Annotated in this window: 18 protein-coding genes; 12 read left to right on the top strand and 6 right to left on the bottom strand. The window is 44.6% G+C overall.

The window, feature by feature from the left end; genetic code table 11:
• Window positions 1-43 precede the first annotated feature (43 nt).
• The gene (locus GT575_RS02135; protein WP_015534503.1) at window positions 44-634 is read left to right on the top strand and encodes an HD domain-containing protein; all 591 of its coding nucleotides are present in this window, start codon (window positions 44-46) and stop codon (window positions 632-634) included.
• A 40-nt stretch (window positions 635-674) separates the two neighbouring features.
• Entirely contained in the window at window positions 675-1,169 is a 495-nt protein-coding gene (locus GT575_RS02130) for a hypothetical protein (protein ID WP_015534504.1), read from the top strand.
• A gap of 100 nt (window positions 1,170-1,269) precedes the next feature.
• Here GT575_RS02130 and GT575_RS02125 read toward each other — a convergent pair whose 3' ends face one another.
• A complete protein-coding gene (locus GT575_RS02125) occupies window positions 1,270-2,343 on the bottom strand; it encodes an undecaprenyldiphospho-muramoylpentapeptide beta-N-acetylglucosaminyltransferase (RefSeq protein ID WP_022216000.1) in 1,074 nt (357 codons plus the stop codon).
• A 20-nt stretch (window positions 2,344-2,363) separates the two neighbouring features.
• A complete protein-coding gene (locus tag GT575_RS02120; RefSeq protein ID WP_015534506.1) occupies window positions 2,364-2,612 on the bottom strand; it encodes a TIGR03905 family TSCPD domain-containing protein in 249 nt (82 codons plus the stop codon).
• Between the two features lie 253 nt (window positions 2,613-2,865).
• On the opposite strand from GT575_RS02120, the gene GT575_RS02115 reads away from it, so the two are divergent.
• Both GT575_RS02115 and GT575_RS02110 read left to right on the top strand, forming a co-directional pair.
• Complete coding sequence (locus tag GT575_RS02115) at window positions 2,866-3,564, top strand: hypothetical protein (RefSeq protein WP_161171400.1); 699 nt, start codon at window positions 2,866-2,868, stop codon at window positions 3,562-3,564.
• Between the two features lie 85 nt (window positions 3,565-3,649).
• Window positions 3,650-4,627 (top strand): polysaccharide deacetylase family protein, encoded by a 978-nt coding sequence (locus tag GT575_RS02110; protein ID WP_243106188.1) that lies wholly within the window; start codon window positions 3,650-3,652, stop codon window positions 4,625-4,627.
• A gap of 31 nt (window positions 4,628-4,658) precedes the next feature.
• On the opposite strand, the gene GT575_RS02105 is transcribed toward GT575_RS02110, so the two are convergent.
• Window positions 4,659-5,462, bottom strand: a complete 804-nt coding sequence (locus GT575_RS02105) for a MerR family transcriptional regulator (RefSeq protein WP_161171399.1) — start codon at window positions 5,460-5,462, stop codon at window positions 4,659-4,661.
• Between the two features lie 215 nt (window positions 5,463-5,677).
• Between GT575_RS02105 and GT575_RS02100 the strand changes: the two genes are divergently transcribed.
• From GT575_RS02100 to GT575_RS02070, 7 genes are all read left to right on the top strand, one after another.
• Window positions 5,678-10,486 (top strand): YDG domain-containing protein, encoded by a 4,809-nt coding sequence (locus GT575_RS02100; protein ID WP_161171398.1) that lies wholly within the window; start codon window positions 5,678-5,680, stop codon window positions 10,484-10,486.
• A 148-nt stretch (window positions 10,487-10,634) separates the two neighbouring features.
• Window positions 10,635-11,990: a glucose-6-phosphate isomerase gene (locus GT575_RS02095; RefSeq protein WP_015534510.1), complete on the top strand. Its 1,356-nt coding sequence runs from the start codon at window positions 10,635-10,637 to the stop codon at window positions 11,988-11,990.
• Between the two features lie 180 nt (window positions 11,991-12,170).
• Window positions 12,171-14,309: a DHH family phosphoesterase gene (locus tag GT575_RS02090; RefSeq protein ID WP_161171397.1), complete on the top strand. Its 2,139-nt coding sequence runs from the start codon at window positions 12,171-12,173 to the stop codon at window positions 14,307-14,309.
• Between the two features lie 3 nt (window positions 14,310-14,312).
• Window positions 14,313-14,759, top strand: a complete 447-nt coding sequence (rplI, locus tag GT575_RS02085; protein WP_161171396.1) for a 50S ribosomal protein L9 — start codon at window positions 14,313-14,315, stop codon at window positions 14,757-14,759.
• A 16-nt stretch (window positions 14,760-14,775) separates the two neighbouring features.
• Window positions 14,776-16,107 (top strand): replicative DNA helicase, encoded by a 1,332-nt coding sequence (gene dnaB, locus GT575_RS02080; protein WP_015534513.1) that lies wholly within the window; start codon window positions 14,776-14,778, stop codon window positions 16,105-16,107.
• A 30-nt stretch (window positions 16,108-16,137) separates the two neighbouring features.
• Window positions 16,138-17,301, top strand: coding sequence for an enoyl-ACP reductase FabV (gene fabV, locus GT575_RS02075; RefSeq protein ID WP_055222328.1), 1,164 nt, complete (start codon window positions 16,138-16,140; stop codon window positions 17,299-17,301).
• 128 nt (window positions 17,302-17,429) lie between these two features.
• Complete coding sequence (locus tag GT575_RS02070; protein WP_161171395.1) at window positions 17,430-18,092, top strand: HAD hydrolase-like protein; 663 nt, start codon at window positions 17,430-17,432, stop codon at window positions 18,090-18,092.
• Window positions 18,093-18,468: 376 nt separating this feature from the next.
• On the opposite strand, the gene GT575_RS02065 is transcribed toward GT575_RS02070, so the two are convergent.
• From GT575_RS02065 to GT575_RS02055, 3 genes are all read right to left on the bottom strand, one after another.
• The gene (locus GT575_RS02065) at window positions 18,469-19,053 is read right to left on the bottom strand and encodes a rhomboid family intramembrane serine protease (RefSeq protein ID WP_161171394.1); all 585 of its coding nucleotides are present in this window, start codon (window positions 19,051-19,053) and stop codon (window positions 18,469-18,471) included.
• A 70-nt stretch (window positions 19,054-19,123) separates the two neighbouring features.
• The gene (locus GT575_RS02060) at window positions 19,124-19,726 is read right to left on the bottom strand and encodes a transglutaminase-like domain-containing protein (RefSeq protein WP_015534517.1); all 603 of its coding nucleotides are present in this window, start codon (window positions 19,724-19,726) and stop codon (window positions 19,124-19,126) included.
• A gap of 4 nt (window positions 19,727-19,730) precedes the next feature.
• On the bottom strand, window positions 19,731-20,930 hold the full coding sequence (locus GT575_RS02055; RefSeq protein ID WP_161171393.1) for a class I SAM-dependent rRNA methyltransferase: 1,200 nt from the start codon (window positions 20,928-20,930) through the stop codon (window positions 19,731-19,733).
• Window positions 20,931-21,188: 258 nt separating this feature from the next.
• Here GT575_RS02055 and GT575_RS02050 point away from each other — a divergent pair, with 258 nt between their 5' ends.
• Window positions 21,189-22,979: a CAP domain-containing protein gene (locus tag GT575_RS02050; protein ID WP_161171392.1), complete on the top strand. Its 1,791-nt coding sequence runs from the start codon at window positions 21,189-21,191 to the stop codon at window positions 22,977-22,979.
• The last annotated feature ends 56 nt before the right edge of the window (window positions 22,980-23,035 follow it).

The following is a 23,035-nucleotide window of genomic DNA, read 5'->3' as shown; positions in this document are numbered from 1 at the left end:
ATTATGCGCTGCAGAATAGTGATTTCCAAGGGGCGAAACGGATATGAATTACGCTGAAGTAATTGATTTTGTAAAGGAACAGACAGCCGTTAATGGTAGGCCGCCTAATTATCCATTCAGGAGCAGATTTGAACATACTATGCGGGTGTATAGATGGGCGATAAAGCTTCAGTCGAAGTTAGGTGGAGATCTGGATATAATAGTTCTCGCGGCACTTCTTCATGATGTGGGCTGGGATGACGAGAGACCACATGGGGAGGTCGGAGCAGAGATAGCTGTCAATTATCTTGACAGTCTGGGAGTCGATCCACAGAAGATAGCCAAGATAGGCGAGATAATCATGATCCATGAGGAGAAGGATACTGATGCAGATCTGTCACTTGAGTGCAGGATAGTTATGGATGCAGACCTGCTGGATGAAGTGGGAGCGATCAGTGTTCTGTGGGATTCCATGGCTACGGCTATAGAGGACGAGGCAAGCTATAAGCGCGCATATTACAGAATCAAGAATTTTTATAAGATCAATAAACCAAAGATCAAGAGATGTAAGACGGAGGCTGGACGACTTGAGTACAGCAAACGCATGCAGCTCCTTGAGGATTTCATATTCCAGCTTGAGAAAGAACTGTTCTAGTATCGATTGATGAATTTGATTGTGGATAGGAGAGATAATTATGAAGACATTTGTTAAGATCCTTGTAGCCATTATTGTGGTAGCAGCTATCTGTGGCGGTGTGTATCTGGTTCTTCCTGAGACAGCTCAGATATTTGTAAAGGGTAATATTCAGTATCGTACTAACGATGAGGCAAAGGACAAGATAGACAGCCTTAAGAAGAATGAGATCGTCTATACAGATGTACAGAGCAACGGAACAGAGAAGAAGGTTCCTACAGGTGTTACATATGGAGACGCTCTTGATAAGAAGGCCAAGACAACAGTATGGTATTATGAGGACACAACAAACGGTGGATTCAGAATCACATATTATGGAACAAAGGTCAGCATGGATCTTGCAAAGTATGGTTCAGATGGAACATATATAGACAAGACACTGAAGGCAGTATTTGATTTCCCTGCAGGCGGAAAGAGTACAGTTACATTGTACATAGGAGATGAGCAGTGTGACGATGCGATGAAGGCTGCTGTACTTCAGGCTCTGGCTAACTAATAATAGTTAATATACAATAAAGCTCCACACCGACTATGATTTAGACGGTGTGGAGTTTTATTTTGCCTTTTTATAATTGCTTTTGCAGATCTTATGCAGATCAGTCGTGGCCGTTTACGAGATCCTCTATCATGTTGATGATGATTCCCGTTGAGTCGGTCAGGTTGCTGGACTCCATAGCCTGGATATATTTCTCTTTGTTGTTGTACACTTCATTTATTCCGGCGAACAGGGAATCTGTGTTCAGCTCTTCCTCCTGGATCACATAGCTGTATCCGCTCTTCTCAAATGACTGGGCGTTGAGGATCTGATCACCTCTTGATGCAGCCTTTGACAGAGGAATGAGGATGTTCGGTTTTCTGAGTGCGAGAAGCTCACAGATGGCATTGGCTCCTGCACGTGAGATGATGATATCGCACAGTGCAAGCATGCTTGCAAGTTCCTTCTTTACATATTCGTACTGGACATAGCCCTTCTTATCCTTGAGGGATTCATCCAGATTGTCCTTGCCGCACAGGTGGATGACGTTGAAGGTCTCCAGAAGACGGTCGATATTGTCTCTTATTGCGTTGTTGATTATGACGCTTCCTGAACTTCCGCCCACGATAAGGAGAACAGGCTTGTTGTCAGTGAAACCGCAGTAGTTATATGCAAATGCGGAATCGCCGCGGAAAAGTTCCTCTCTGATAGGGGTTCCGGTTACGACTGCCTTGCCCTCAGGGAAGAGATCCTTTGTCTCAGGGAAGTTACAGCATACCTTTGTCGCCTTTGGAAGGGCGAGCTTATTTGCAAGGCCGGGAGTCATATCTGATTCGTGTATCACCACAGGGATACCTGCTGAGTGTGCGGCAAATACCACAGGGACTGTGACAAATCCTCCCTTTGAGAATACTACATCAGGCTTGAGCTCTTTCATGAGCTTCTTTGCTTCAGATATTCCTTTAAGTACCTTGAACGGATCTGAGAAGTTCTTCATTGAGAAGTATCTTCTGAGCTTTCCTGAAGCTATGCCGTGATAAGGGATGCCCATATCTTCTATAAGTTTTTTCTCCATGCCGTCATATGAACCGATGTACTGGATGTCATATCCGTGCTTCTTCAGCTCCGGCATAAGTGCCATGTTTGGTGTGACATGACCTGCTGTACCGCCGCCTGTCAATATAATTCTCTTCATAATGATTGTTAATCCTCCTGTTACTGTGCTGAAGCCAGATACTGCTTGAGTGCCTGAGCCAGTTGATCCGGGCATGAAGTCGGCTTGAAACCGCAGGTTGTGCCCTCAAGTCTGGCGATGACGTCCTCTGGCTTCATGCCTTCTACGAGAGCTCCGATACCCTTGAGGTTACCATTGCATCCTCCGGTGAACTTTACATCATGCAGCCTGCCATCGATGACGTCAAAGTTGATCTCGACAGAGCAGGTTCCTTTAGTCTTATAAACCATAACAATACCTCTTTTCTATTGTACTTAACCAATCATTTTAATATTCGCTGATACATTCTAAGATATATGTATCCTGCTTTTTTCATCTTGAAGTATATCAAAAGAGCATGCAAAAGACAAACATTTGTCGAGCGAAAATAATTGTATACCCCGGAATGTCGCTCATATAATACTACCATCCGGACCGGCCAAACGGATGTGGGGTTAAGCCCTGACAGGATATGATCGAATAATTGAAAAGAGAGGGAAAACTATGTTTGAAATTTTGTTGAATCAGAATGTGTGTATGTATGTGATGATAGTGTGTGGGTGTATAGGGCTGACAGGACGGGCTGTGATGAGCAGTTATCTTGCAAGACTGGCAAAGGCGGCTGAGCGCATGGGAACGACGCGGAAAAAACAATTGATGGAGATGCGCAGGCGGTATGAGGATATAACATCGCTGGATGTGAACATACATGACACTGCCGCATTTGTGGACAAGTACATAGACAGGCTGAAGATAGGTTTTATACCGATAAATGTGTGGAATGGATTTGTGAAAAATATGGGAGTGGCCGCAGCTGGGACAGGCATATTTGCAGCGGCGTATCAATATTATGTAGTAGGCGATGGCGTGGAGACATTGAAGATGCTGGGGTGTGGACTGGCAGCCTGCATAGTGCTGGTGGCTGCTCATAACCAGTGGAATTGTGAATGGCATATGAGGACTCTGCGTGACAGCGCCAGAAATTATCTGGGCAACAGCCTGGCAAACAGATTGAAAAAGGAAGAAGGGAAACAGACAACGAAGCAGGATACTGTTGAGGCCATGGCAGCATGCAGTGAGACAGATGAAAATGACAGGATAAAAAGAAAGGCGAAGCCTGCGCGGAAAGCACAGCGGAGTGATAAGTCAGATTATGATGCTCTGCTTGACGGGATCATGAAGAAGATGCTTGCGGACGGATAGCAGGGGTGTTGATGAGCAGGTGCGTGGCAGATGAAATGCAGGTGAAAGCCGCCTGCAGAAGCCAATAAATTCAGGATGGTAGATAGTGAGAAAGCTGTACTTGATAGCAGGACTGTATGCTGCCTGCGTGATCGGAGCCGTGCTCAGCGGATGCTCCATATATGACAAGGAGGATCTGTCCAAGATGGTGGCGACTCCGGGGGACGCAGAGTGTCAGGCGGACGGTGCGAAGAATGGGGAAGGTGATGCGGAAGGAAAAGAAAAATCGGGAGACAAGACGGAAGATGCGGAGAGTAACACGGACACAGACGGGGAGAGTCAGGGTGAGGATATGACCAGACTAAGGGATTACAGCCAGATATCGACAAAGAAATATTCATGGTACATAGTGCGGGACAAAAATCATGGAATGAGTGGCTGTGACAACAGCTTTCCGCTGGAGCAGTACGATGCGTTCTACGTGGACAGAGTGTGTGCTGAGAAGAATGAAAAGGTGATGTATCTGACATTTGACTGTGGGTATGAGAACGGATATACAGAGCAGATGCTGGATGTGCTCAAAAAGCACAATGCAAAGGGCTGCTTCTTCGTGACGATGACTTACATAAGGGACAATCCGGATATAGTAAAGAGGATGAAGGAGGAGGGACATCAGGTGGGAAACCACACGGTGCATCATCCGTGCATGCCGGAGAAGAGTGTGGAGGAGCAGAAAAGTGAGTTAAAGGAGTGCTCAGACTTTATGAGGAATGAAACTGGGTATGAAATGGATATGTATTTCAGACCGCCGAGCGGTGAGTACAGTGAACAGGTTCTGCAGCTGGCTAAGGATATGGGGTATAAGACCATATTCTGGAGTATGGCTTACCTTGATTATGATGTGAACAATCAGCCGGGGACGGACTATGTCATTGATCATTTTGCGAAATATCATCATCCGGGAGCCATTCCTCTCATACACAATGTGTCGTCGTCCAATGCGCAGGCACTTGATACGGTTCTCACAAACCTGGAGAAGGAGGGATATGAGTTCAGGTCTTTGAATGAGATGAAAATTGAATAGTAGTATCAGAAACAGAAGCTCTCTGTGCGGATCATGCTGATCCGAACGGAGAGCTTTTGTGTATTGGCAGTGCGATCTGTGTGATATAAGCATCTTTATTTGCTCCGTGGGTTGGAGGACCCTCCATAAATGAATTGCGAAAATAACCACAGGTCGCAAGATTGTTTTCTTTTGCATAGTCCAATAGTTTTTTCTGGACAGTGTCGAAATTTTCATATGGACCACGATAGTATATACAGATAGCTGCAGTCTGTGGAAGTTTTTTTATGTGTTCGTCATTGGTGTCAGGATCTGCTGCGACAGGTATGACATATCTTCCTTCGGATGTTGATTCGACAAAAACCTCTGTACACATTTTGCCTGTGGTGTCCAGTTGATATTTTTTTGTTGCCTCGATAAAGGTCTTGCGCAGATCTTCAGTTTTTCTGGCCAGATCAGAGTCTTTGAACTCCTGACAAAATGCAGTGAATGAGGGAAGAGTGGTAAAATGGATCTCCGGTTCTGATGTCTGGGACTGACGCAGCTGAAGCTGGGCTATGCACAGATCCAGCTGGGAACGGAGCGCAGTCATACGTTCAATGACATCCTCAAGCTTTTCGGTATTATTGAAGTACTTGTTAATCTCGGATAACGATAATCCTAGTCCCTGAAGAACTTTTATAATTCGTATATGTACGATGTTATCGGCAGAGTAGTAGCGGAAACCGCTGCTCTCATTTTTGTATGCGGGTGTCAGAAGCCCCAGGTCTTCGTAGTTTAACAGCATTCTTCTTGTCACTCCAAGCATTTTAGTGACTTCCCCAATTTGATATAGATTTTTATTTGCGTGATTCATATGATTTCCCTCCCCTTAAAAATAGACAAAAAAAATTGTGAATATTGCATAAATACCGCAAAAATATTGTTGACTTGAACATTGATGTACGAATTATAATTATCATAAATTGTTAAAGGGAAAGAGTCAAGAATTAACAGGAGGTAATGGTTGCAGAGAGAAAACATTAACGGACACACGAAAAAGAGGTTTTATTGAGAAAGAGAGGGAAGTGTATGAAAGAAAGAATTCTATGCAGAAAAGTTATGGCATGGCTCATGACAGCTTTCATGGTCATAACGTGTTTGATTTCGATAGGTGGTAAGAATACTGCCTACGCAGCGGCTATGGAGAATATCAAGGTAACAGACGTGGATATAAGCACAGATGGACATATGAGAGGTCTCAAGTGGGGGTGGACAACCAGCGGTTATGCCAGCGCGAGTTGCAAGCTTGGCATTCAGTCTGAGAAGTTCACGACTGGAGATCTCACAAACTTTGGTGATTATCTGAGCAGCCATAGGTACAGTGGATGGGCGAGTGCCGAGTCACCTGAAGGCTGCGGATTTAAAGGCTGGATAACAGAGAACTCGTTCTCAAGGAGTTCAGGTACATATGACAGAACGGATACCATTTCCGGAGAGGGAATAGATATGGGTACCACGGGTGTGTATTATCTGTATACGTGGACATATTACAATGGTTATGTATTCCCTGATATTTACATAGGAAGTATTGATCTGAATGCTGGCAAGATCGTGGACGCCAGCGGCAATGAAATAACATTTCAGATCGGTGGCTTTTCAGGCGGAGGCAATACAGATCCTTCGGAGGAAGAAGTTGTATTCATGAACAATGGATATCCATATGGCAAGAATATGACAAATAGTTCAATCACTCTCGTTATGGACGTGACAGGGGAAGCTGCAACATATCAGTGGCAGAGCGCAACCAGTAAGCGTGGACCATTTACAGATATTGAAGGTGCAAATGGAAGTACATATACGTTCACCCCGACTCATGGATACTGGTACAGGTGCGTGGTGGATGGTACAGCCAGCAGAGCGGTAAAGGCAGTTATCCCTACCAGTGACAATGGAAATACGTGGACAAAGCCAAATACTTGCTGGTATATAAGCAATGGAGTTATGGCTTACATGGCCAATGACAAAGGGGTTGATATTGTTGGCTTGTATACCAAGGACGGAAAGAACTATATGCTTGGAACAAGCTACGACAAAGTATGGAGATTGTACAGCAGAAGCGATTCAGAGCCTTCAGCAGAAACGGCTACATCACAAGTATCTGTGGCTTCGCTTGCAGCTCTAAGATTGTCGTTTGATCCTATGAATACTCACGATCTGATTTTTGATGCTGAACTTGGTGAGGGACAGCATTCATTTGCAATAGGAGCGGATGCGAACATTGGAAATAGTATTACAAGCTCTGACAGTGCAGATGAAGCGGTGCTTGCTGCCACTGTCAAGAATGGTGAATTACAGCAGATAGCGATGATGGGAGTTGCTAAAGCGGCAGATGCGGCAGATGATACTCCATCATTTGTTCTTTCACCTATAACACAGGCAAGTAATTACTGGATCGGGGGCTATGATTCCAGAAGAATATTTGAGTACAATACAGGTTCATCAAGCTACATAAAGGAAACTGCTGAAATAAATGGTCAGAATGCTGCATCCCTGGTTGAAGGAATAGATTCGGGATTGACAATGTCATGGACAAATGTTGAAGATGGCGGACATATAGGTTTCAAATTCAGCGTTGGAGCGGTGGCTGATGTAGGAGCAGTTACAGGACAGGTTGATTATATAACAGAAAATCTGACAGAGCTTGATGGCGATACATCATATATCATCACTGTTGATGGCGAGTCATATGACATTGTGAGTGATATGTATGGTGATATAGCTCTTGAGGGAACAGATGATAACGACGTATCATATAGTTTGTTTGGTAAAAATATAAGTATCCGCAAGAAAGACAGTCAGGATACACCTGCTGATATAACTGTTGCAGCAAGACCGGAGGCACCATCTGCACCGAAGACTCTTGCAGACATACAGAATCCAACACCAGCCGATATGGAAAGTGCTGCAGACGGCGAAGGCGTTGAGATAGTAAGCGTGACTGGCGATTCTGTGACTGTAAGCCCGCTTGGCGGACAGCAGTATCAGTATTCGACGGATGGAGCGACCTGGACAGTTCTCGATGATCTGAATGTGTCAGATAATTATGTTATCTCAGGACTTGAAGAGAATCAGAGGGTATATGTTCGCACAAGATACGTGGCTAATACGACAAAACCAGCTTCATTGTGGTCAGATGCCAAGGCAGTCTCACGTGACCTGATCGTCGGAGTAACTGCAGAAGATACAACCTGCACTTACGATGGATTGATACATAGCCCATCTGTTACAATTGCAGATGGCCTGGATGGAGCTTCTATCCGTTATTCATTGGCAGCAGATGAGCCGTACACACAGACGGTTCCAGAACTTAAAAATGCCGGAACATATAAGGTGTATTACCTTGTTACAGCAGATGAGTGTTCACCGGTATTTGGCGATGTGACTGTGACTATCGAAAAGAAAACGATCACAGCGGATAAGGTAATCGTTGATGAAAATGCATATATACAGGGAATCCAGTTCTCAGGATTGCTGGATGGAGAAGAACTGGTATATGACGAGGATTATACTGTGGTACTGTGGGACGTTACACCAGGAATAGAGAAGGTTGTAACTACATACAGATTTGGGCTTGCAACTACGGGAAATGCAGCCAATTACATGCTTCAGAACAAGTCATGGGATATGGTTCATTATCATGACTGGACGTATGAGATAAAAGAAGGCCACAGTAACAAGATAATTGCATATTGCAATGAAACTGAGAATCCGGCACACTGCGCATATCAGGGCAGAAACGAGGCGGTCAGCTGTACTGTGACAGCAGAAAGCAGAGCGTATGACGGCACAGAATATGCAGGTGCAGTTGTTAATAACTGGATAACAGAGAAGACCGGAGAGGCAGCTGTTACATATTATGAGGGAACAGGTGACACCGATTATCCGGAAAATGAGAATGCGCCGGTAAATGCAGGTACTTATAAGTTTGTTGTGAAGATAGCTGATGTTACGGCATATGCAGAATTTGAAATACAGAGACTTGACCAGAATGTTGAATTTGATGTATGCAATTACACATTTGGCGACAGTGTAGAGGCTCCAGCGGTTACAGGAGCACAAGAGGATCCTGTTATAGAGTATTACTACACAACAGAGAACAGCAACACGGATGGAACATTGTGGGAGAACTCCAGATCGGCAGATCCGGGCACATATTATATGTATGCCAAGGTTTGTGCTACAACCAATTACAATGAGTATGTAACACAACCGGTTCAGTTCACAGTTGCAAAGAGAGAAGCTCCGACAGACATAACAGCGGCAGATATTGTAAAGACATATGACGGCAAGTCATATGGAATAACAGTTACAGGTGATATTCCAGAGGATGCGGTTGTGACGTATGGAACTTCTGAGGATGCATGCGATAAGACTGTAAGTCCGAAGTACAGTCAGGCTTCAGATGAACCGTACACTGTATATTATAAGGTTGCAGCAAGGGGATATGACACGATATCCGGACATGCAACTATCACCATCAACAGAAGACCACTTGCTGTATCGGGAATCAAAGCTACATCAAAGGCTTACGATGGACAGACAGAGGCAAAGCTTGACTATTCAGGCGTTGTTCTGAATGGTAAGGTCAGCGCAGATGTGATTGCAGTTACAGCTACAGGAACATTTGACAGTGCAGATGTGGGAACAGGCAAAACTGTAAGCATCACAGATATAAAGATCAGCGGAAAGACCGCTTCAAACTATGTACTTACAGAAGATGCCCAGCAGCAGACAGCAAAGGCAGATATCACTCCTGCGGGAACAACTCTTACTGTAGAAAAGGTTGGAGCTAAGACATATGGAGGTGCAAAGTTTGCCCTCGATGTGAAGTGCAGTAGAAATGACAAGAAAACATTTACAAGCAGCAATACAAAGGTTGTCAAGGTGGATGGCACAGGCAAGGTAACTATAGTTGGTGCAGGCAAGGCGGTTGTGACAGTATCCGTTGCGGCAAATCAGAACTATAAGGCAGCAGCTGCAAAGGTTGCGATCACGGTAAACAAAAAAGCCATCAGAGTAACTGCAAATGACGCATCTAAGTATGAAGGCAAGGCGGATCCGAAGTTTACATTTACAGCGGAGGGACTTGTTGGCAAGGATAAGCTTACAGGAATTGTTCTCAAGAGAGCTGCTGGTGAGAAGTCCGGAACATACACGATCACAGCAAGCCAGAAGAAGGGTGCAAATCCAAACTACAATATAACATTTGCCATTGGCCGTCTTGTTATAAAGAAATCTCCAAATGTTGAACCTAGTGGAACAGAACTCTATAAGAAGACACTTCCGTTCTTCCTTATGAAAGGAAAGGGAACAGGAACAAGAATAGATCTGACATGGGATAAGGTCAAAGGTGCAACAGGATATGATGTATACTGGTCATACTATAATGGAAAGAACAACTTCAATAAGCTTGCTAATGTACCGAAGTCCCAGAAATATGCCGATAAGAACCTCAATAATAAGAGAGAATACAAGTATTTTACAGTCGCATACAAGATGTCGGGTGGCAAGAAGGTATATCTCGGCAGGACAAATACAGTCCATGTTGCAATGCCTTATGCAGCAAAGACAAATGTCCTGAAAGTTACTGTGAACAAGACCAAGGCTAACCTTGCAAAAGGTAAAACATTTAAGATCACCAAGAAGGTTAAGCTTGAGAATCCAAAGAAGAAGGCGTTAAACCATCTTACGAAGAAGGAAAGGTTCATAACATCCAATGCAAAGGTGGCAACTGTTTCATCTGCAGGAGTTATAAAGGCAGTGCGTAAGGGCACATGTACGGTTTATGTAATGTCTGAAAATGGTGTTTGTGCAAAGATCAAAGTGACGGTTAAGTAGTGCTTTAGACATGGTTATAATTGAAAACTCCTCCAAACCGGTTGTGGCTTTGGGGGAGTTTTTTGAGATTAATAGTTGATTATGGTATACCTATTTGCTAAAATTGATTCAATGTGAAAAATTTAATACAAGTAAGGAGAGAAAACAAATGGCACAGACAGTAAGTTTCGATTTTAAGAATGCAAAAGCCATGGCTACAGACGCTGATATCGCAGCAATCAAGGATCAGGTAGTAGCTGCAAAGGCAACACTTGTAAACAAGACCGGTGAGGGAAATGATTTCCTTGGATGGATCGACCTTCCAGTAGACTATGACAAGGAAGAGTTTGCGAGAATCAAGAAGGCAGCAGCTAAGATCCAGGCAGATTCAGACGTGCTTGTAGTAATCGGTATCGGTGGTTCTTACCTGGGTGCAAGAGCAGCCATCGAAGCTTTAAGACACAGCTTTTATAATTCAGTTGACAAGTCAATCCGTAAGACTCCTGAGATCTACTATGCAGGATCAAACATCAGCAGCACATACATGGCTCATCTGCTTCAGGTGATCGGTGACAGAGATTTCTCTATCAACATCATCTCCAAGTCGGGTACAACAACAGAGCCTGGTATCGCTTCAAGAATCTTCAAGAAGAAGCTTGTTGAGAAGTATGGCAAGGAGGGCGCAGCAAAGAGAATCTACGCCACAACGGACAAGGCAAAGGGAGCTCTCAAGACACTTGCAACAGAGGAAGGCTATGAGACATTTGTAGTTCCTGATGATGTAGGAGGACGTTTTTCAGTTCTCACAGCAGTTGGTCTTCTGCCAATAGCAGTAAGCGGTGCTGATATAGATAAGCTTATGGAAGGCGCAGCTTCAGCAAGAAAGGATTGTCTTGCACAGGACTTCGACGATTCAGATGCTATGAAGTACGCAGCAGTAAGAAATGTACTGTACAACAAGGGTAAGTCAATCGAGATCCTTGCTAACTTTGAGCCAGCACTTCACTATGTATCAGAGTGGTGGAAGCAGCTCTACGGCGAGAGCGAGGGTAAGGATGGCAAGGGACTCTTCCCAACAGCTACGGACTTTACAACAGACCTTCATTCACTTGGACAGTTCATCCAGCAGGGTTCACAGAACCATTTCGAGACAGTTATCAATGTTGTTAACCCAACATGTGAGATTGTTATGGAGGAAGAGGACTCAGATCTTGATGGACTTAACTATCTTGCAGGCAAGACAGTTGATTTTGCAAATAAGAGTGCTATGAACGGAACTATCCTTGCACACGCAGATGGTGGAATTCCTATCATCCAGATCAACATCGACAAGATTGATGAGTTCACTCTCGGTGAGCTGTTCTACACATTTGAGTTTGCATGTGGTGTGAGTGGATACACACTTGGTGTAAATCCATTCAATCAGCCAGGTGTTGAGAGCTACAAGAAGAACATGTTCGCTCTTCTCGGCAAGCCGGGCAACGAGGAGCTTGGCAAGAAGCTTCTTGCAAGAATCAACGGTTAATAGATCTTTACAGATTAATATATAAGAGATGCAGGTGTGTTTTGCCACACCTGCATTTTTTTGCAATTCTATATTTCTTGTAATCAGAATCGCACAATGTTATACTTATGAAGTGTATAGGCTCAGAATTGAGCCTGATCATTTGCATTGTGAATGGAAGGATAAGAAGGGCAGTGACATATGAATGAAAAGAGAGATGTAGAGGGGCTGTACAACCGATATAGACAGGTTCCATTGTATCTGATAGGAATGTTTTGTCTGATGACAGTGTTCATGTATTTTGTCGGAATAGGAGCCGGCGTTATAGCCACCATTTTTACGGCAGTATACGGAGCGGTGAGCATTGTTGTTTTCCTGAGGATGAATGCTTTGTCCCGCGACAGATATGTGGAATTTGCCATGGAGCACGGCAAGATGCAGAAGGAGCTCATAAAGGAGTTCCCGGTTCCGTACGCATTGCTTGACGAGGATGGAAAAGTTGTGTGGGTGAACGACGAGTTCTCAGGTATAACGGAGACCAGTAAGAGAAAGCTCATGAAGCTGAATATAGTTCAGGTATTTGAGGAGGTTACCGAGGAGAGTCTTCCTTATCAGGAGGATGTCACCGAGGGAGAGATAGCATTTAACGGAAGAGAATACCGTTATGAGATCAGACGTGTACAGGTGAATAAGGTTGAGCCTGCTATGGAAGAGACGGATGCCCAGCCGGGTGAGGCCGGCACAGACGGAGATGGGGCTGATGAGCAGAAGAAAGAGACGAAGTCTTCGCACGGTGGTTCAAGACACCACGGCAAGACGGACACCTTCCTTGCGTTCTACATGTTTGATGTGACAGTGGTGAATCAGCTCGCTCAGGAGAACCATGACCAGAAGCTGGTTGCGGGTCTCATATATATTGATAACTACGATGAGATATTTGAGTCGCTTGAGGAAGTACGACACTCTCTTCTTGTTGCCCTGGTCGACAGAAAGATTAACAAATACATGGCAAATGTCGACGCCATAGTCAAGAGCCTTGAGAAGGACAAGTACATGTTCGTGATGCCACAGAAGTATCTGGATCAGCTCAAGGAGAACAAATTTGCCCTGCTCGATGAGGTCAAGGCTATAAATATCGGAAATGATCTTCCGCTTACACTCAGTATAAGTCTTGGTACTGATTACAAGAGCTTTATAGAAAACTTTGAGGCAGCGCGTTCCGCCATGGAGCTTGCTCTGGGCCGAGGCGGCGATCAGGCGGTTATCAAGTCCGCCGACAGGATCACCTACTTTGGCGGTAAGAGTCAGGGAACGGAAAAGTCCACGAGAGTTAAGGCGAGGGTTAAGACTCTTGCGTTCAAGGAGCTTCTTGAGACCAAGGAGAAGGTTATAATCATGGCCCACAAGAATCCGGACATGGATGCTTTTGGTTCAGGTATAGGAATATACAAGATGGTGACTGCGCTGGGCAAGACGGCGCATATAGTTGTAAATGAGGTGTCATCGGCCATAAGTCCGATATACGGCAATTTCACTTCGAGCAATTCCTACCCGGCAGATATGATAATCAACAACGATCAGGCGCTCAGTCTGGTCGATGACGACACGGTCGTAGTTGTGACGGATGTGAATAATCCTACGCTCACGGAGTGTGAGGAACTGCTGGCATATGCGAAGAGCATAGTGGTGTTCGATCACCACAGGCAGACAAAGGATGTCATTGCAAATGCGACACTGTCGTATATAGAGCCATTTGCGTCATCTGCATGTGAGATGATCGCAGAGATGCTCCAGTACATGGATGAGAAGATAAAGCTCAGGCCTACAGAGGCGGACGCCATGTATGCCGGAATACTCATTGACACCGACAACTTCCTGAGCAAGACCGGTGTCAGAACCTTTGAGGCAGCCGCGTTCCTGAAGAGAAGCGGTGCGGATGTCATGCGAGTAAGGAAGATGTTCAGAACTGACATAGAGACCTACAGACAGAAGGCGGAGGGTGTCAGCCACGCAGAGATGGTGCTTGATGCATTTGCCATATCAATCATTACACCTGGGGATGGCCCTGAGTCGCCGGTGGTACTCACCGCCAAGATTGCAAATGAGATGCTGAACATCGCAGGTGTCAGAGCTTCGTTTGTAATAGCGCAGATGGGTGCGGATGTCAAGATAAGTGCAAGAGCCATTGACGATGTCAATGTCCAGATAATCATGGAGAGAATGGGTGGCGGCGGTCATGCAAATATCGCGGCAGCTCAGTTTGAAAATGCGAAGGCAGAGGATATAAAGAAGGAGCTTGTTGAGCTCCTGAATGAGATGTATAAGGAAGGAGATATTTAGGATATGAAGGTCATATTATTACAGGATGTTAAAAGCCTTGGAAAGAAAGGCGCAATGGTAGAGGTAAATGAGGGCTACGCAAGAAATTTCATCATTCCTAAGAAGCTCGGCATGGAGGCAACTCCAAAGAATATGAATGATTTCAAGCTCCGCAAGGCTCATGAGGAGAAGGTGGCAGCAGAGAATCTTTCTGATGCCAAGGCACTTGCGGCAGAGCTTGAGAAGGCTTCAGTAACTGTTAAGATCAAGGTTGGAGAGGGCGGAAGAACATTTGGCTCAGTATCCACAAAGGAGATCTCAGATGCCATCAAGAGCCAGCTCGGCAAGGATATAGACAAGAAGAAGATCGTTATGAAGGACTCCATCAAGGCGTTAGGAAGCTTTTCAGTGAAGGTCAAGCTTCACCCTGAGGTTCAGGCAGAGCTTGCTGTAAAGGTCGAGGAAGCATAAGGAGTATAGATAAAACATGGAAGATGCATTTGCAAGAAAAAAGCTTCCCTACAATCTGGATGCCGAGAAGTCTGTTATAGGTTCCATGCTCATGGACAGAGATGCCATAGTGGAGGCGTCCGATATGCTGACCAAGGAGGATTTCTACTACGGTCAGTACGGAATATTGTTCGAGAATATGGTAGAACTGTTCAAGGAGGGTAAGGCGGTCGATCTGGTAACCCTGAAGAACAAGCTTGAGGAGAACAATGTACCTGATGAGGTCATAAGCACCAAATCCATAGCGGAGATATTGGAGACGGTTCCGACATCGGTGAATGCCAAGCATTACGCAGAGATCGTGGCGGACAAATCCATACTCAGGAAGATGATAAAGCTGTGCGAGGAAGTGGAGAAGGACTGTTATCTGGATTCTGAGGGAGTTGAACAGCTTCTTGAACAGGCCGAGAGCGGTGTGTTCAATCTGATAAAGGAGAGGAACGGCTCCAGCAAATTTGTGGGGATCGACAGGATCGTCATGAACGTTATCGAGCAGATAGAGGAGGCTTCCAGAAAGAACACAAGAGTAACAGGTATCCCTACGGGATTCATAGATCTGGACAATATGCTCACCGGTCTCCATGGATCGGAGTTTATACTGGTGGCTGCTAGACCTGCCATGGGTAAGACGGCATTTGTCCTTAATATTGCCCACCATGTTGCTGTGCGCAAGGGAATTGCCACTGCGATATTCAACCTGGAGATGAGCAAGGAGCAGCTTGTAACGCGTATGATAGCCATGGATTCCCTGGTTGATTCCCAGAAGGTACAGACGGGACAGTTGGCTGAGGACGACTGGGATCAGGTGCTTGCCAGTGCGGAGAGTATAGCTGCCGCACCGCTGTACATAGAGGATAGTTCAGCACTCACCATATCCGAACTGAGATCAAAATGCAGACAGCTCAAGAGCAAGAACAATCTTGGACTCATTATCATCGACTACCTGCAGCTTATGAGCACGACGGGACGAGTTGAGTCGCGACAGCAGTTCGTATCTGATATGTCGAGATCGTTGAAGATGCTTGCCAGGGAGCTGGATGTGCCTATCATAGCGCTGTCACAGCTTAACCGAGAGGTTGATAAGAGACCGGATCACAAGCCTGTGCTTGCGGATCTCCGAGAGTCGGGATCTATCGAGCAGGATGCCGATGTGGTTATGTTCATATACAGAGATGATTATTACAATCCTGATACCGACAAGAAGGGTATCTCGGAGATAATCATAGCTAAACAGAGAAAAGGTGCCACCGGATCTGTGGATCTGGTATGGCTGCAGGAATACACGAAGTTTGCCAACAAAGAGCACTAAATATATTATGTTTTATAAGGAGAATTGAAAATGGTAGTTGAACCAAGAGTTAAAGATTTTATTTGTACAACAGCTCATCCGGTGGGATGCGCACAGAATGTAAAGAATCAGATCGAGTATGTCAAGTCAAAGGGAGCAGTTAAGAGCGATAACGCACCTAAGAAGGTTCTGGTGATCGGAGCGTCAACAGGATACGGACTTGCATCACGTATCGCAGTTGCATTTGGCTATGGCGCAGATACCCTCGGCGTTATGTTTGAGAAGGAGTCAAATGGACGCCGTACAGCAACCGCTGGCTTCTACAACAACAGAGCATTTGAGGAGGAGGCTCACAAGGCCGGACTCTATGCAAAGTCCATCAATGGCGACGCGTTCTCAGTCGAGATCAAGGAGCAGGTTATCGAGACCATCAAGGCAGACATGGGCAAGATAGACATGATCGTATACAGCCTGGCTGCCCCTAGAAGAACAACTCCAGATGGAACAAAGTACACATCTGTACTCAAGACAGTAGGTGAGGAGTACACCAACAAGACACTTGTACTCAAGGACAACACCATCACAGATGCACATATAACAGCGGCAAATGATGACGAGATCAATGCCACCATCAAGGTAATGGGCGGTGAGGACTGGATCGACTGGATGCAGGCACTCTCAGATGCCGGAGTTCTGGCAGATAACGTGATCACAGTTGCATACTCATACATAGGACCAAAGATCACATTCCCTATCTACGCTGAGGGATCGATCGGACAGGCAAAGAAGGATCTGTACAAGTCAGCAGACATTATAAATGAAAAGTTCCCTAACATAAAGGCGAAGATAGCCATCAACAAGGCTCTTGTCACACAGTCAAGTGCAGCTATCCCTATCGTACCTCTGTATATCACACTTCTCTACAAAGTTATGAAAGAGAAGGGACTCCACGAGGGATGCATAGAGCAGATGCAGAGACTGTTCATGGATAAGATCCTGGATGACACCCAGGTGGACGACAACGGATTCATCCGTATGGACGACTGGGAGATGAGAGATGATGTTCAGGAAGTTGTTGCTGAGCACTGGGATACAGTCAACAATGACAATGTCAAGGATATAGCAGACATCGATGGATACTGGGAGGATTTCTACAACATGTTCGGTTTCAAGATCGACGGTGTGGATTACTCAGCAGATGTTGATATCATGTAATATTCATGGGTAGTTTCAATATATAAATACTACAAATGCCCCACAGATTCATAGAATTTGCGGGGCATTTCGGTAAGCGCTTTTTTGGTGTGCCTGACCCATTATTTTCGCAAGGAGGAAGACGGTATATGTACAAATATTTATTATTTGATCTTGATGGAACCATCACCAAGTCTGAGGAAGGAATATTCAACTGTATAAAATATGCTCTGGACTGGGCTGGAATTCCATATCCTGAATACAGAGTATTCAGAAGCTTTATAGGGCCGTCCCTGTATGATTCTTTTGTGAGAGAATTCGACATGGATGATGCAAGGGCAAAGGAGATGGTGGCCAAGTACAGAGAGAGATACAACGTGGTAGGTCTCTTCGAGGCTGAGGTGTACGACGGAGTGGCAGACACCCTGCGTGCCCTTAAGGAGAAGGGCTGCATACTCTCAGTTGCAACCAGCAAGCCGACAGAGCCGACACTCCGTATCCTTGAGAAGTTCGATGTGGGAAAATATTTTGACGTTGTAGTTGGAAGTAATCCCGACGGAACAGGATCAGACAAGAAGCACATCATATCCCAGGTCCTTGAAAGCCTCAAGAAGGATCACGGACTGACAGAAGATATGATAAAATCAAACCAGGTTGTGATGATAGGCGACAGACGCTACGACATAGAAGGTGGCAAAGCCTGCGGCCTCCAGACCATAGGAGTCCTCTACGGTTACGGCAGCAGGGAAGAATTCGAGGCAGTCGGCGCCGACAACATAGTAGAAAGCCCAGAGGAAATCCTGAAATTGTAGATTGCAGAGCAATCTGAAGAAAAAAGATGGCGGCATGTTTTGAGAAAAGATTACGCTTAATTTGAGAAAATCAGTATGTATAATAAAAATTCTTATCGAAATATGTCAGGAGAATGATCTGAAAAGTATATATCCAACAAGATCAGGATGACATACTCTCCAGGGATATAAAAATTGGGTCTCTATATATGTAATCGGTAGCGAAGACGCCTGAACTTTGCTGCTTACTGCTAAGGCGGAGCTCGCAACGCCCTTATAGCGAGCGGGAGCCGCGTGCAGATATAAGCAAAGCAAAGTGAGGTAAGTCGAGCGTGATTACATATATAGAGACCCAATTTCTGTCCCTGGAGAGTATGTCATCCGTCCGTTCGTCATATCATCTCCTGACACTTGAGATATACCCGAAGAACGCTCCGATGATCCCCCCGATAATGTGGGTGAGATTCGACACATTGTCCTTCACAAACACTCCGTCAGCCACCTGTCCGCCGATATAAAGCACTGCAACAAGTATGAAGGTGAGCGGTATGGAGCCGTCCTTTATACATGCAAAAGAAGACAGAAGAATGTATGCGAATACCACTCCGCTGGCGCCGAGCAATGCTGTACCAGGGAAGAATATAAAATGCACGATTCCTGTCACCAGTGCGGTAGTGATGGTTACGATGAGCAGATCCTTTGAGCCGTATTTTTCCTCAAGTAGTGGGCCGATCACAAGCAGCAGCGTCATGTTGTTGATAAGGTGACTCCAGCTTGCGTGACCAAACACATGGGCAAACATGCGGATGTAGGTTAAAGGATCGGTGAGAGGGGCTCTGTATACTTCAAATAGAAGAAAGTTACTTTTGCCGCCTGTGAGGATATTCAGGAGATAAGCTCCCAGACAAATGAGTGCAAATGTAAGTACCACAGGTGAGTTAAAAGATATTCTTAATATGGTTTTGGATTTTGTCTTTGACATGGATCGGTTCCCCTCTTATTCATATAGTATAGAAAAATATTACCAGCGGTCATCCGCTGGTAATATTTTTTTAAGCGTCATAATCTGGCATATCGTTAAAGTACATCTTGTAGAAGTTGGTACTCTGTTCGAGAACCCTCATGGTTGATGGAAGCGGTACGGCGATGAGGTCGTTGAACTCATACTCTCCGGCTGCTGAATCAATCACATGTCCCATCTGAGTCTCATTATGTGTGTAATCGGCGTTGAAACCGCCGTATTTATTGCCACGGGCATCAAGACGTATCCACTTCTTGAGATCTGGGTGATATACCGCATTAAGTGCATGCATAGCCATAAGTCCGCCCTTGTGCTTGATACGGATATAGCAGAATCCTGTATATAAGTTGTTGGCACGAAGCAGTGCTGCCAGCAAATTGGCCTTTGAATAGCTGATGCCCGTGCTGGCTTCCAGTACATCGGAAGCGCTGATAGTTATTACTGAAAAGTTGCTGTCATATGTGTGAGAAATCCTATCCCGGACAAAATAGTAACATGCCTGTATGATCTCATCACTGCTCTTGCAATCTGCAGCAAGTTCCTTTGCCTTTGCAGCGACGATAGGATTGTCATAATTTACATACTTGTCGTATTGCAAATATGCTGAATCCTTATTTCTCTGAATTAGTTGCATTGTGTCATCTCTCCTTTATTACTTGGAATATGTAGAACTTCAGATAATAAGATTCATCTGCAGCCCATAATATTGGGTGATCAGGAGCCTGTGTGCGGAACTCTACCTGGCGAAGTCTTACATGTGAATTCATGGCGGCCTGTTTTATGGTCTTGGTAAATAACTCGAAATCCATAAAATGTGAACATGAACAAGTTGCAAGGAATCCACCATCCCTTACGAGTTTCATAGCACGCAGATTAATCTCGCGATAGCCTTTGACTGCGTTCTTTATTGAATTTCTTGATTTTGTGAATGCCGGCGGGTCAAGTATGACAACGTCAAACTGTTCGCCTTTTGATTCCAGTTCAGGAAGAAGATCAAATACATCTCTGCACTCAAAAGATACAGTGCTCTCCAATCCGTTGAGCGCTGCATTTTCTCTGGCCTGGGCAATAGCAAGTTCTGAAGCGTCTACTCCCAAAACGCTGGAAGCACCGGCTATGCCTGCGTTTAGAGCAAAGGAGCCTGTGTGTGTAAAGCAATCAAGAACCTTTGCATCTTTACATATTCTCTGAATAGCAAGACGATTATACTTCTGATCCAGAAAGAATCCGGTCTTCTGACCGTCTTTCACATCAACAATATATCGAACGCCATTTTCATTTATATGAACCTTTGTGTTAAATTCGTCACCAATAAACCCTTTATAGGTATTCATCCCCTCGTGTTTTCTGACTTTTGCATCGCTTCGTTCATAAACACCCTCGATTATTATACCATCATTTTTAAGTATATTTTTTAAAATATTTATTAACAAATTTTTAACTTTGTCGATGCCGAGTGCCAGTGATTCGACAACAAGCACGTTTTCAAACTTGTCAATGACGATTCCCGGCAGAAAATCAGCCTCGCCAAATACGACACGGCAGCTACTGGTGTCGACGGTTTTCTTGCGGTAATCCCATGCATCCTGAAGTCTCTTTGTGAAGAATGCCTCGTTGATCTCGGTGTCCACATGTCTTGTGAGAATGCGGATGAAGATCTTGGAGTTGGTATTTATGAATCCTTTGCCGAGTGGATAACCGTCGAAGTCCTTTACTATGACGATGTCGCCGTTCTCAAAGCTGCCGACTATGGTGTCGACCTCATTGTCAAATATCCATGCTCCGCCGGACTTCAGAAGTCGTCCCTCTCCCTTTTTTAATGTAACAATAGCTCCCATAATATATGTATCCTTTCTCTGTACTGCCGTTGGCAGACATTTTTCGTTGTCTGTTTTTGAATTTCGCGGATTTATTTTACCATATGTAGACAAATAATCCAAGATGGGGCAACTTAACACATTTGTAACAAAAAACTTGTAAAAAAGTTATACTTGTAAAAAATATGTAACACGTGTATACTACGAACGTAGCAGAATGCACACAAACGTCAGATTCCCTGCGGAAACTGATGTTTAATAAAAAGGAGGACAGTAAAGATGTCTACAATGAAGACTAATATTGCAAAGAGAGAAAAGAGCCTGATGGCGGCAAAAGCTATAGGCAGTCTTATGGCGATTGCTGTATTGGCTATTGTGATTTTTTCTACAAATGTGGTGACACAGGCAGATGAGATGGAAGCTGACGGCACGGCAGTTCTGGCCACAGCATCAGATGTAGTTCAGAGTGGAGTGATACAGGATGAGGATGGTTACTTCAGATATTATGTTAATGGTGAAGTGCAGAAAACTGCAGGCTGGATAGATGCCGATGATGGCACCAGATATCTTATAGATGAAAATGGCGTGGCAGCTATGAAGTTTACACGTTCTGGCGATACCATCAAGATATACAGATTCAGCGCTGATTCAAAGGACTGGACGATCTGCAAGAACGAGTGGCAGACAGTGGATAACGTTCTCTATTATCTGAACAATTCCGGACTGTGTGAAAAGATATACGATAATAGCAGCAAGAAGGCAAAGTCACTGAGCAGCGGCAAGCTTGTCCAGGTGAAGAACCAGATGCTTATTCTCAACGATGGCAGAACATATTATTTCAATTCAAATGGTGACAAGGTCACAAAGGGCGGTTGGTATCATATAAATTATGACAATATGGTATTTGTAACAGGCGGTGGATCCCACTATGTAAAGGAGAGGATCTACAAGGCATCAGGCATTTTCAGAAAGTATTCATTTAACGATTCAAAGAAGAGCTGGGATATGAACAAGAACCTGTGGAAGAATACAGGCAGAAAGCTGATGTATTTTGATGGATCAGGCACATGTACCATTCTGTATGATCAGGCATCGAATATATTGTACAGATACATATCAAGCAGCAAGTCATACAAGAGAGTCTCAAATGTGATCGACAAGCTCAACGGAAGCAGATACTACTTCTATGATGCAAATGGAAACAGACGTACATCATCAGGATGGAAGAAGGTAAATGGAAGTACCGCTTACTACGTATGTGACGGCGGATATGTTACCTCAAGATATACAGATCAGAAGGGTACAAAGAAGGTATACGACTTTGATTACTCGAAGAACACATGGGTGCAGAAGAAAAATATGTGGAAGACTGTCTACCGCAGCAGATATTATTTCGGCTCTAAAGGCGTAGCCACAATGAGCTATAACAACAGCACCAAGAAGGCATACAAGTTTACAGGCAGAAAGTGGAAGCCTGCAAAGAAGCTCATAATGAAGATCGGAAAAGCCAATTACTATTTCAACAGCGCTGCAAAGCGAGTTGTAAAGGCTGGAAAGTATAAGACAGCCGATGGCTACATAGCATATGTCAACAGAAGAGGCGTTGTATATAAGAGAGAGTACGATCTCTCGGTCAAGAGATATTACACTATCGATCTTGGTAAGGGCAGAAAGACAAGAGTATATGGATATTATGATATAGGCGCGGCAAACAGGCTGAGTAAGATGGTCAACCAGCATCGTGCAGAAAATGGACTTTCAAGCCTTAAGGTGTCAACATCTCTGACAGAGACCGCTACCACAAGAGCAAAGGAGATAAGCAACAAGTACAGCCATTACAGACCAAATGGAACACTGTGTCTCAACTCCATGTACGAGTTGTACGGAGAGAATCTTGCATGTGGTTTCAGTGGTGGAGATCTCGTATTCAGAGCATGGTCCAAGTCGACCGCACATGACAGCAATATGCTGAATACTACATACAAGACCATGGGCGTTGCAGTATTTGTGGCTCTCAAAAATGATAAACAGGGATATAAGAGATATTATGTCCTTACATTTGGCAAGTAATTTTAATTAGGAAATTAGTGGAAAATAAGACTGTTAAATCCCTCAAATTAAATTGA

This window comes from Coprococcus sp. BIOML-A2 (assembly GCF_009875795.1).
Lineage (GTDB): Bacteria > Bacillota > Clostridia > Lachnospirales > Lachnospiraceae > Coprococcus > Coprococcus aceti.
Note: the sequence above shows the minus strand (reverse complement) of the source record. Positions and strands in the feature narration are given on the sequence as shown.

What these genes read in the sequence shown, in the direction of transcription:
- GT575_RS02060 (WP_015534517.1), bottom strand. Translation starts at nt 19,726, where the DNA reads ATGCAACTAATTCAGAGAAATAAGGATTCAGCATATTTGCAATACGAC.
- GT575_RS02130 (WP_015534504.1), top strand. Translation starts at nt 675, where the DNA reads ATGAAGACATTTGTTAAGATCCTTGTAGCCATTATTGTGGTAGCAGCT.
- GT575_RS02095 (WP_015534510.1), top strand. Translation starts at nt 10,635, where the DNA reads ATGGCACAGACAGTAAGTTTCGATTTTAAGAATGCAAAAGCCATGGCT.
- dnaB (WP_015534513.1), top strand. Translation starts at nt 14,776, where the DNA reads ATGGAAGATGCATTTGCAAGAAAAAAGCTTCCCTACAATCTGGATGCC.
- GT575_RS02050 (WP_161171392.1), top strand. Translation starts at nt 21,189, where the DNA reads ATGTCTACAATGAAGACTAATATTGCAAAGAGAGAAAAGAGCCTGATG.
- GT575_RS02100 (WP_161171398.1), top strand. Translation starts at nt 5,678, where the DNA reads ATGAAAGAAAGAATTCTATGCAGAAAAGTTATGGCATGGCTCATGACA.
- GT575_RS02125 (WP_022216000.1), bottom strand. Translation starts at nt 2,343, where the DNA reads ATGAAGAGAATTATATTGACAGGCGGCGGTACAGCAGGTCATGTCACA.
- GT575_RS02090 (WP_161171397.1), top strand. Translation starts at nt 12,171, where the DNA reads ATGAATGAAAAGAGAGATGTAGAGGGGCTGTACAACCGATATAGACAG.
- rplI (WP_161171396.1), top strand. Translation starts at nt 14,313, where the DNA reads ATGAAGGTCATATTATTACAGGATGTTAAAAGCCTTGGAAAGAAAGGC.
- GT575_RS02120 (WP_015534506.1), bottom strand. Translation starts at nt 2,612, where the DNA reads ATGGTTTATAAGACTAAAGGAACCTGCTCTGTCGAGATCAACTTTGAC.
- GT575_RS02135 (WP_015534503.1), top strand. Translation starts at nt 44, where the DNA reads ATGAATTACGCTGAAGTAATTGATTTTGTAAAGGAACAGACAGCCGTT.
- fabV (WP_055222328.1), top strand. Translation starts at nt 16,138, where the DNA reads ATGGTAGTTGAACCAAGAGTTAAAGATTTTATTTGTACAACAGCTCAT.
- GT575_RS02105 (WP_161171399.1), bottom strand. Translation starts at nt 5,462, where the DNA reads ATGAATCACGCAAATAAAAATCTATATCAAATTGGGGAAGTCACTAAA.
- GT575_RS02055 (WP_161171393.1), bottom strand. Translation starts at nt 20,930, where the DNA reads ATGGGAGCTATTGTTACATTAAAAAAGGGAGAGGGACGACTTCTGAAG.
- GT575_RS02065 (WP_161171394.1), bottom strand. Translation starts at nt 19,053, where the DNA reads ATGTCAAAGACAAAATCCAAAACCATATTAAGAATATCTTTTAACTCA.
- GT575_RS02070 (WP_161171395.1), top strand. Translation starts at nt 17,430, where the DNA reads ATGTACAAATATTTATTATTTGATCTTGATGGAACCATCACCAAGTCT.
- GT575_RS02115 (WP_161171400.1), top strand. Translation starts at nt 2,866, where the DNA reads ATGTTTGAAATTTTGTTGAATCAGAATGTGTGTATGTATGTGATGATA.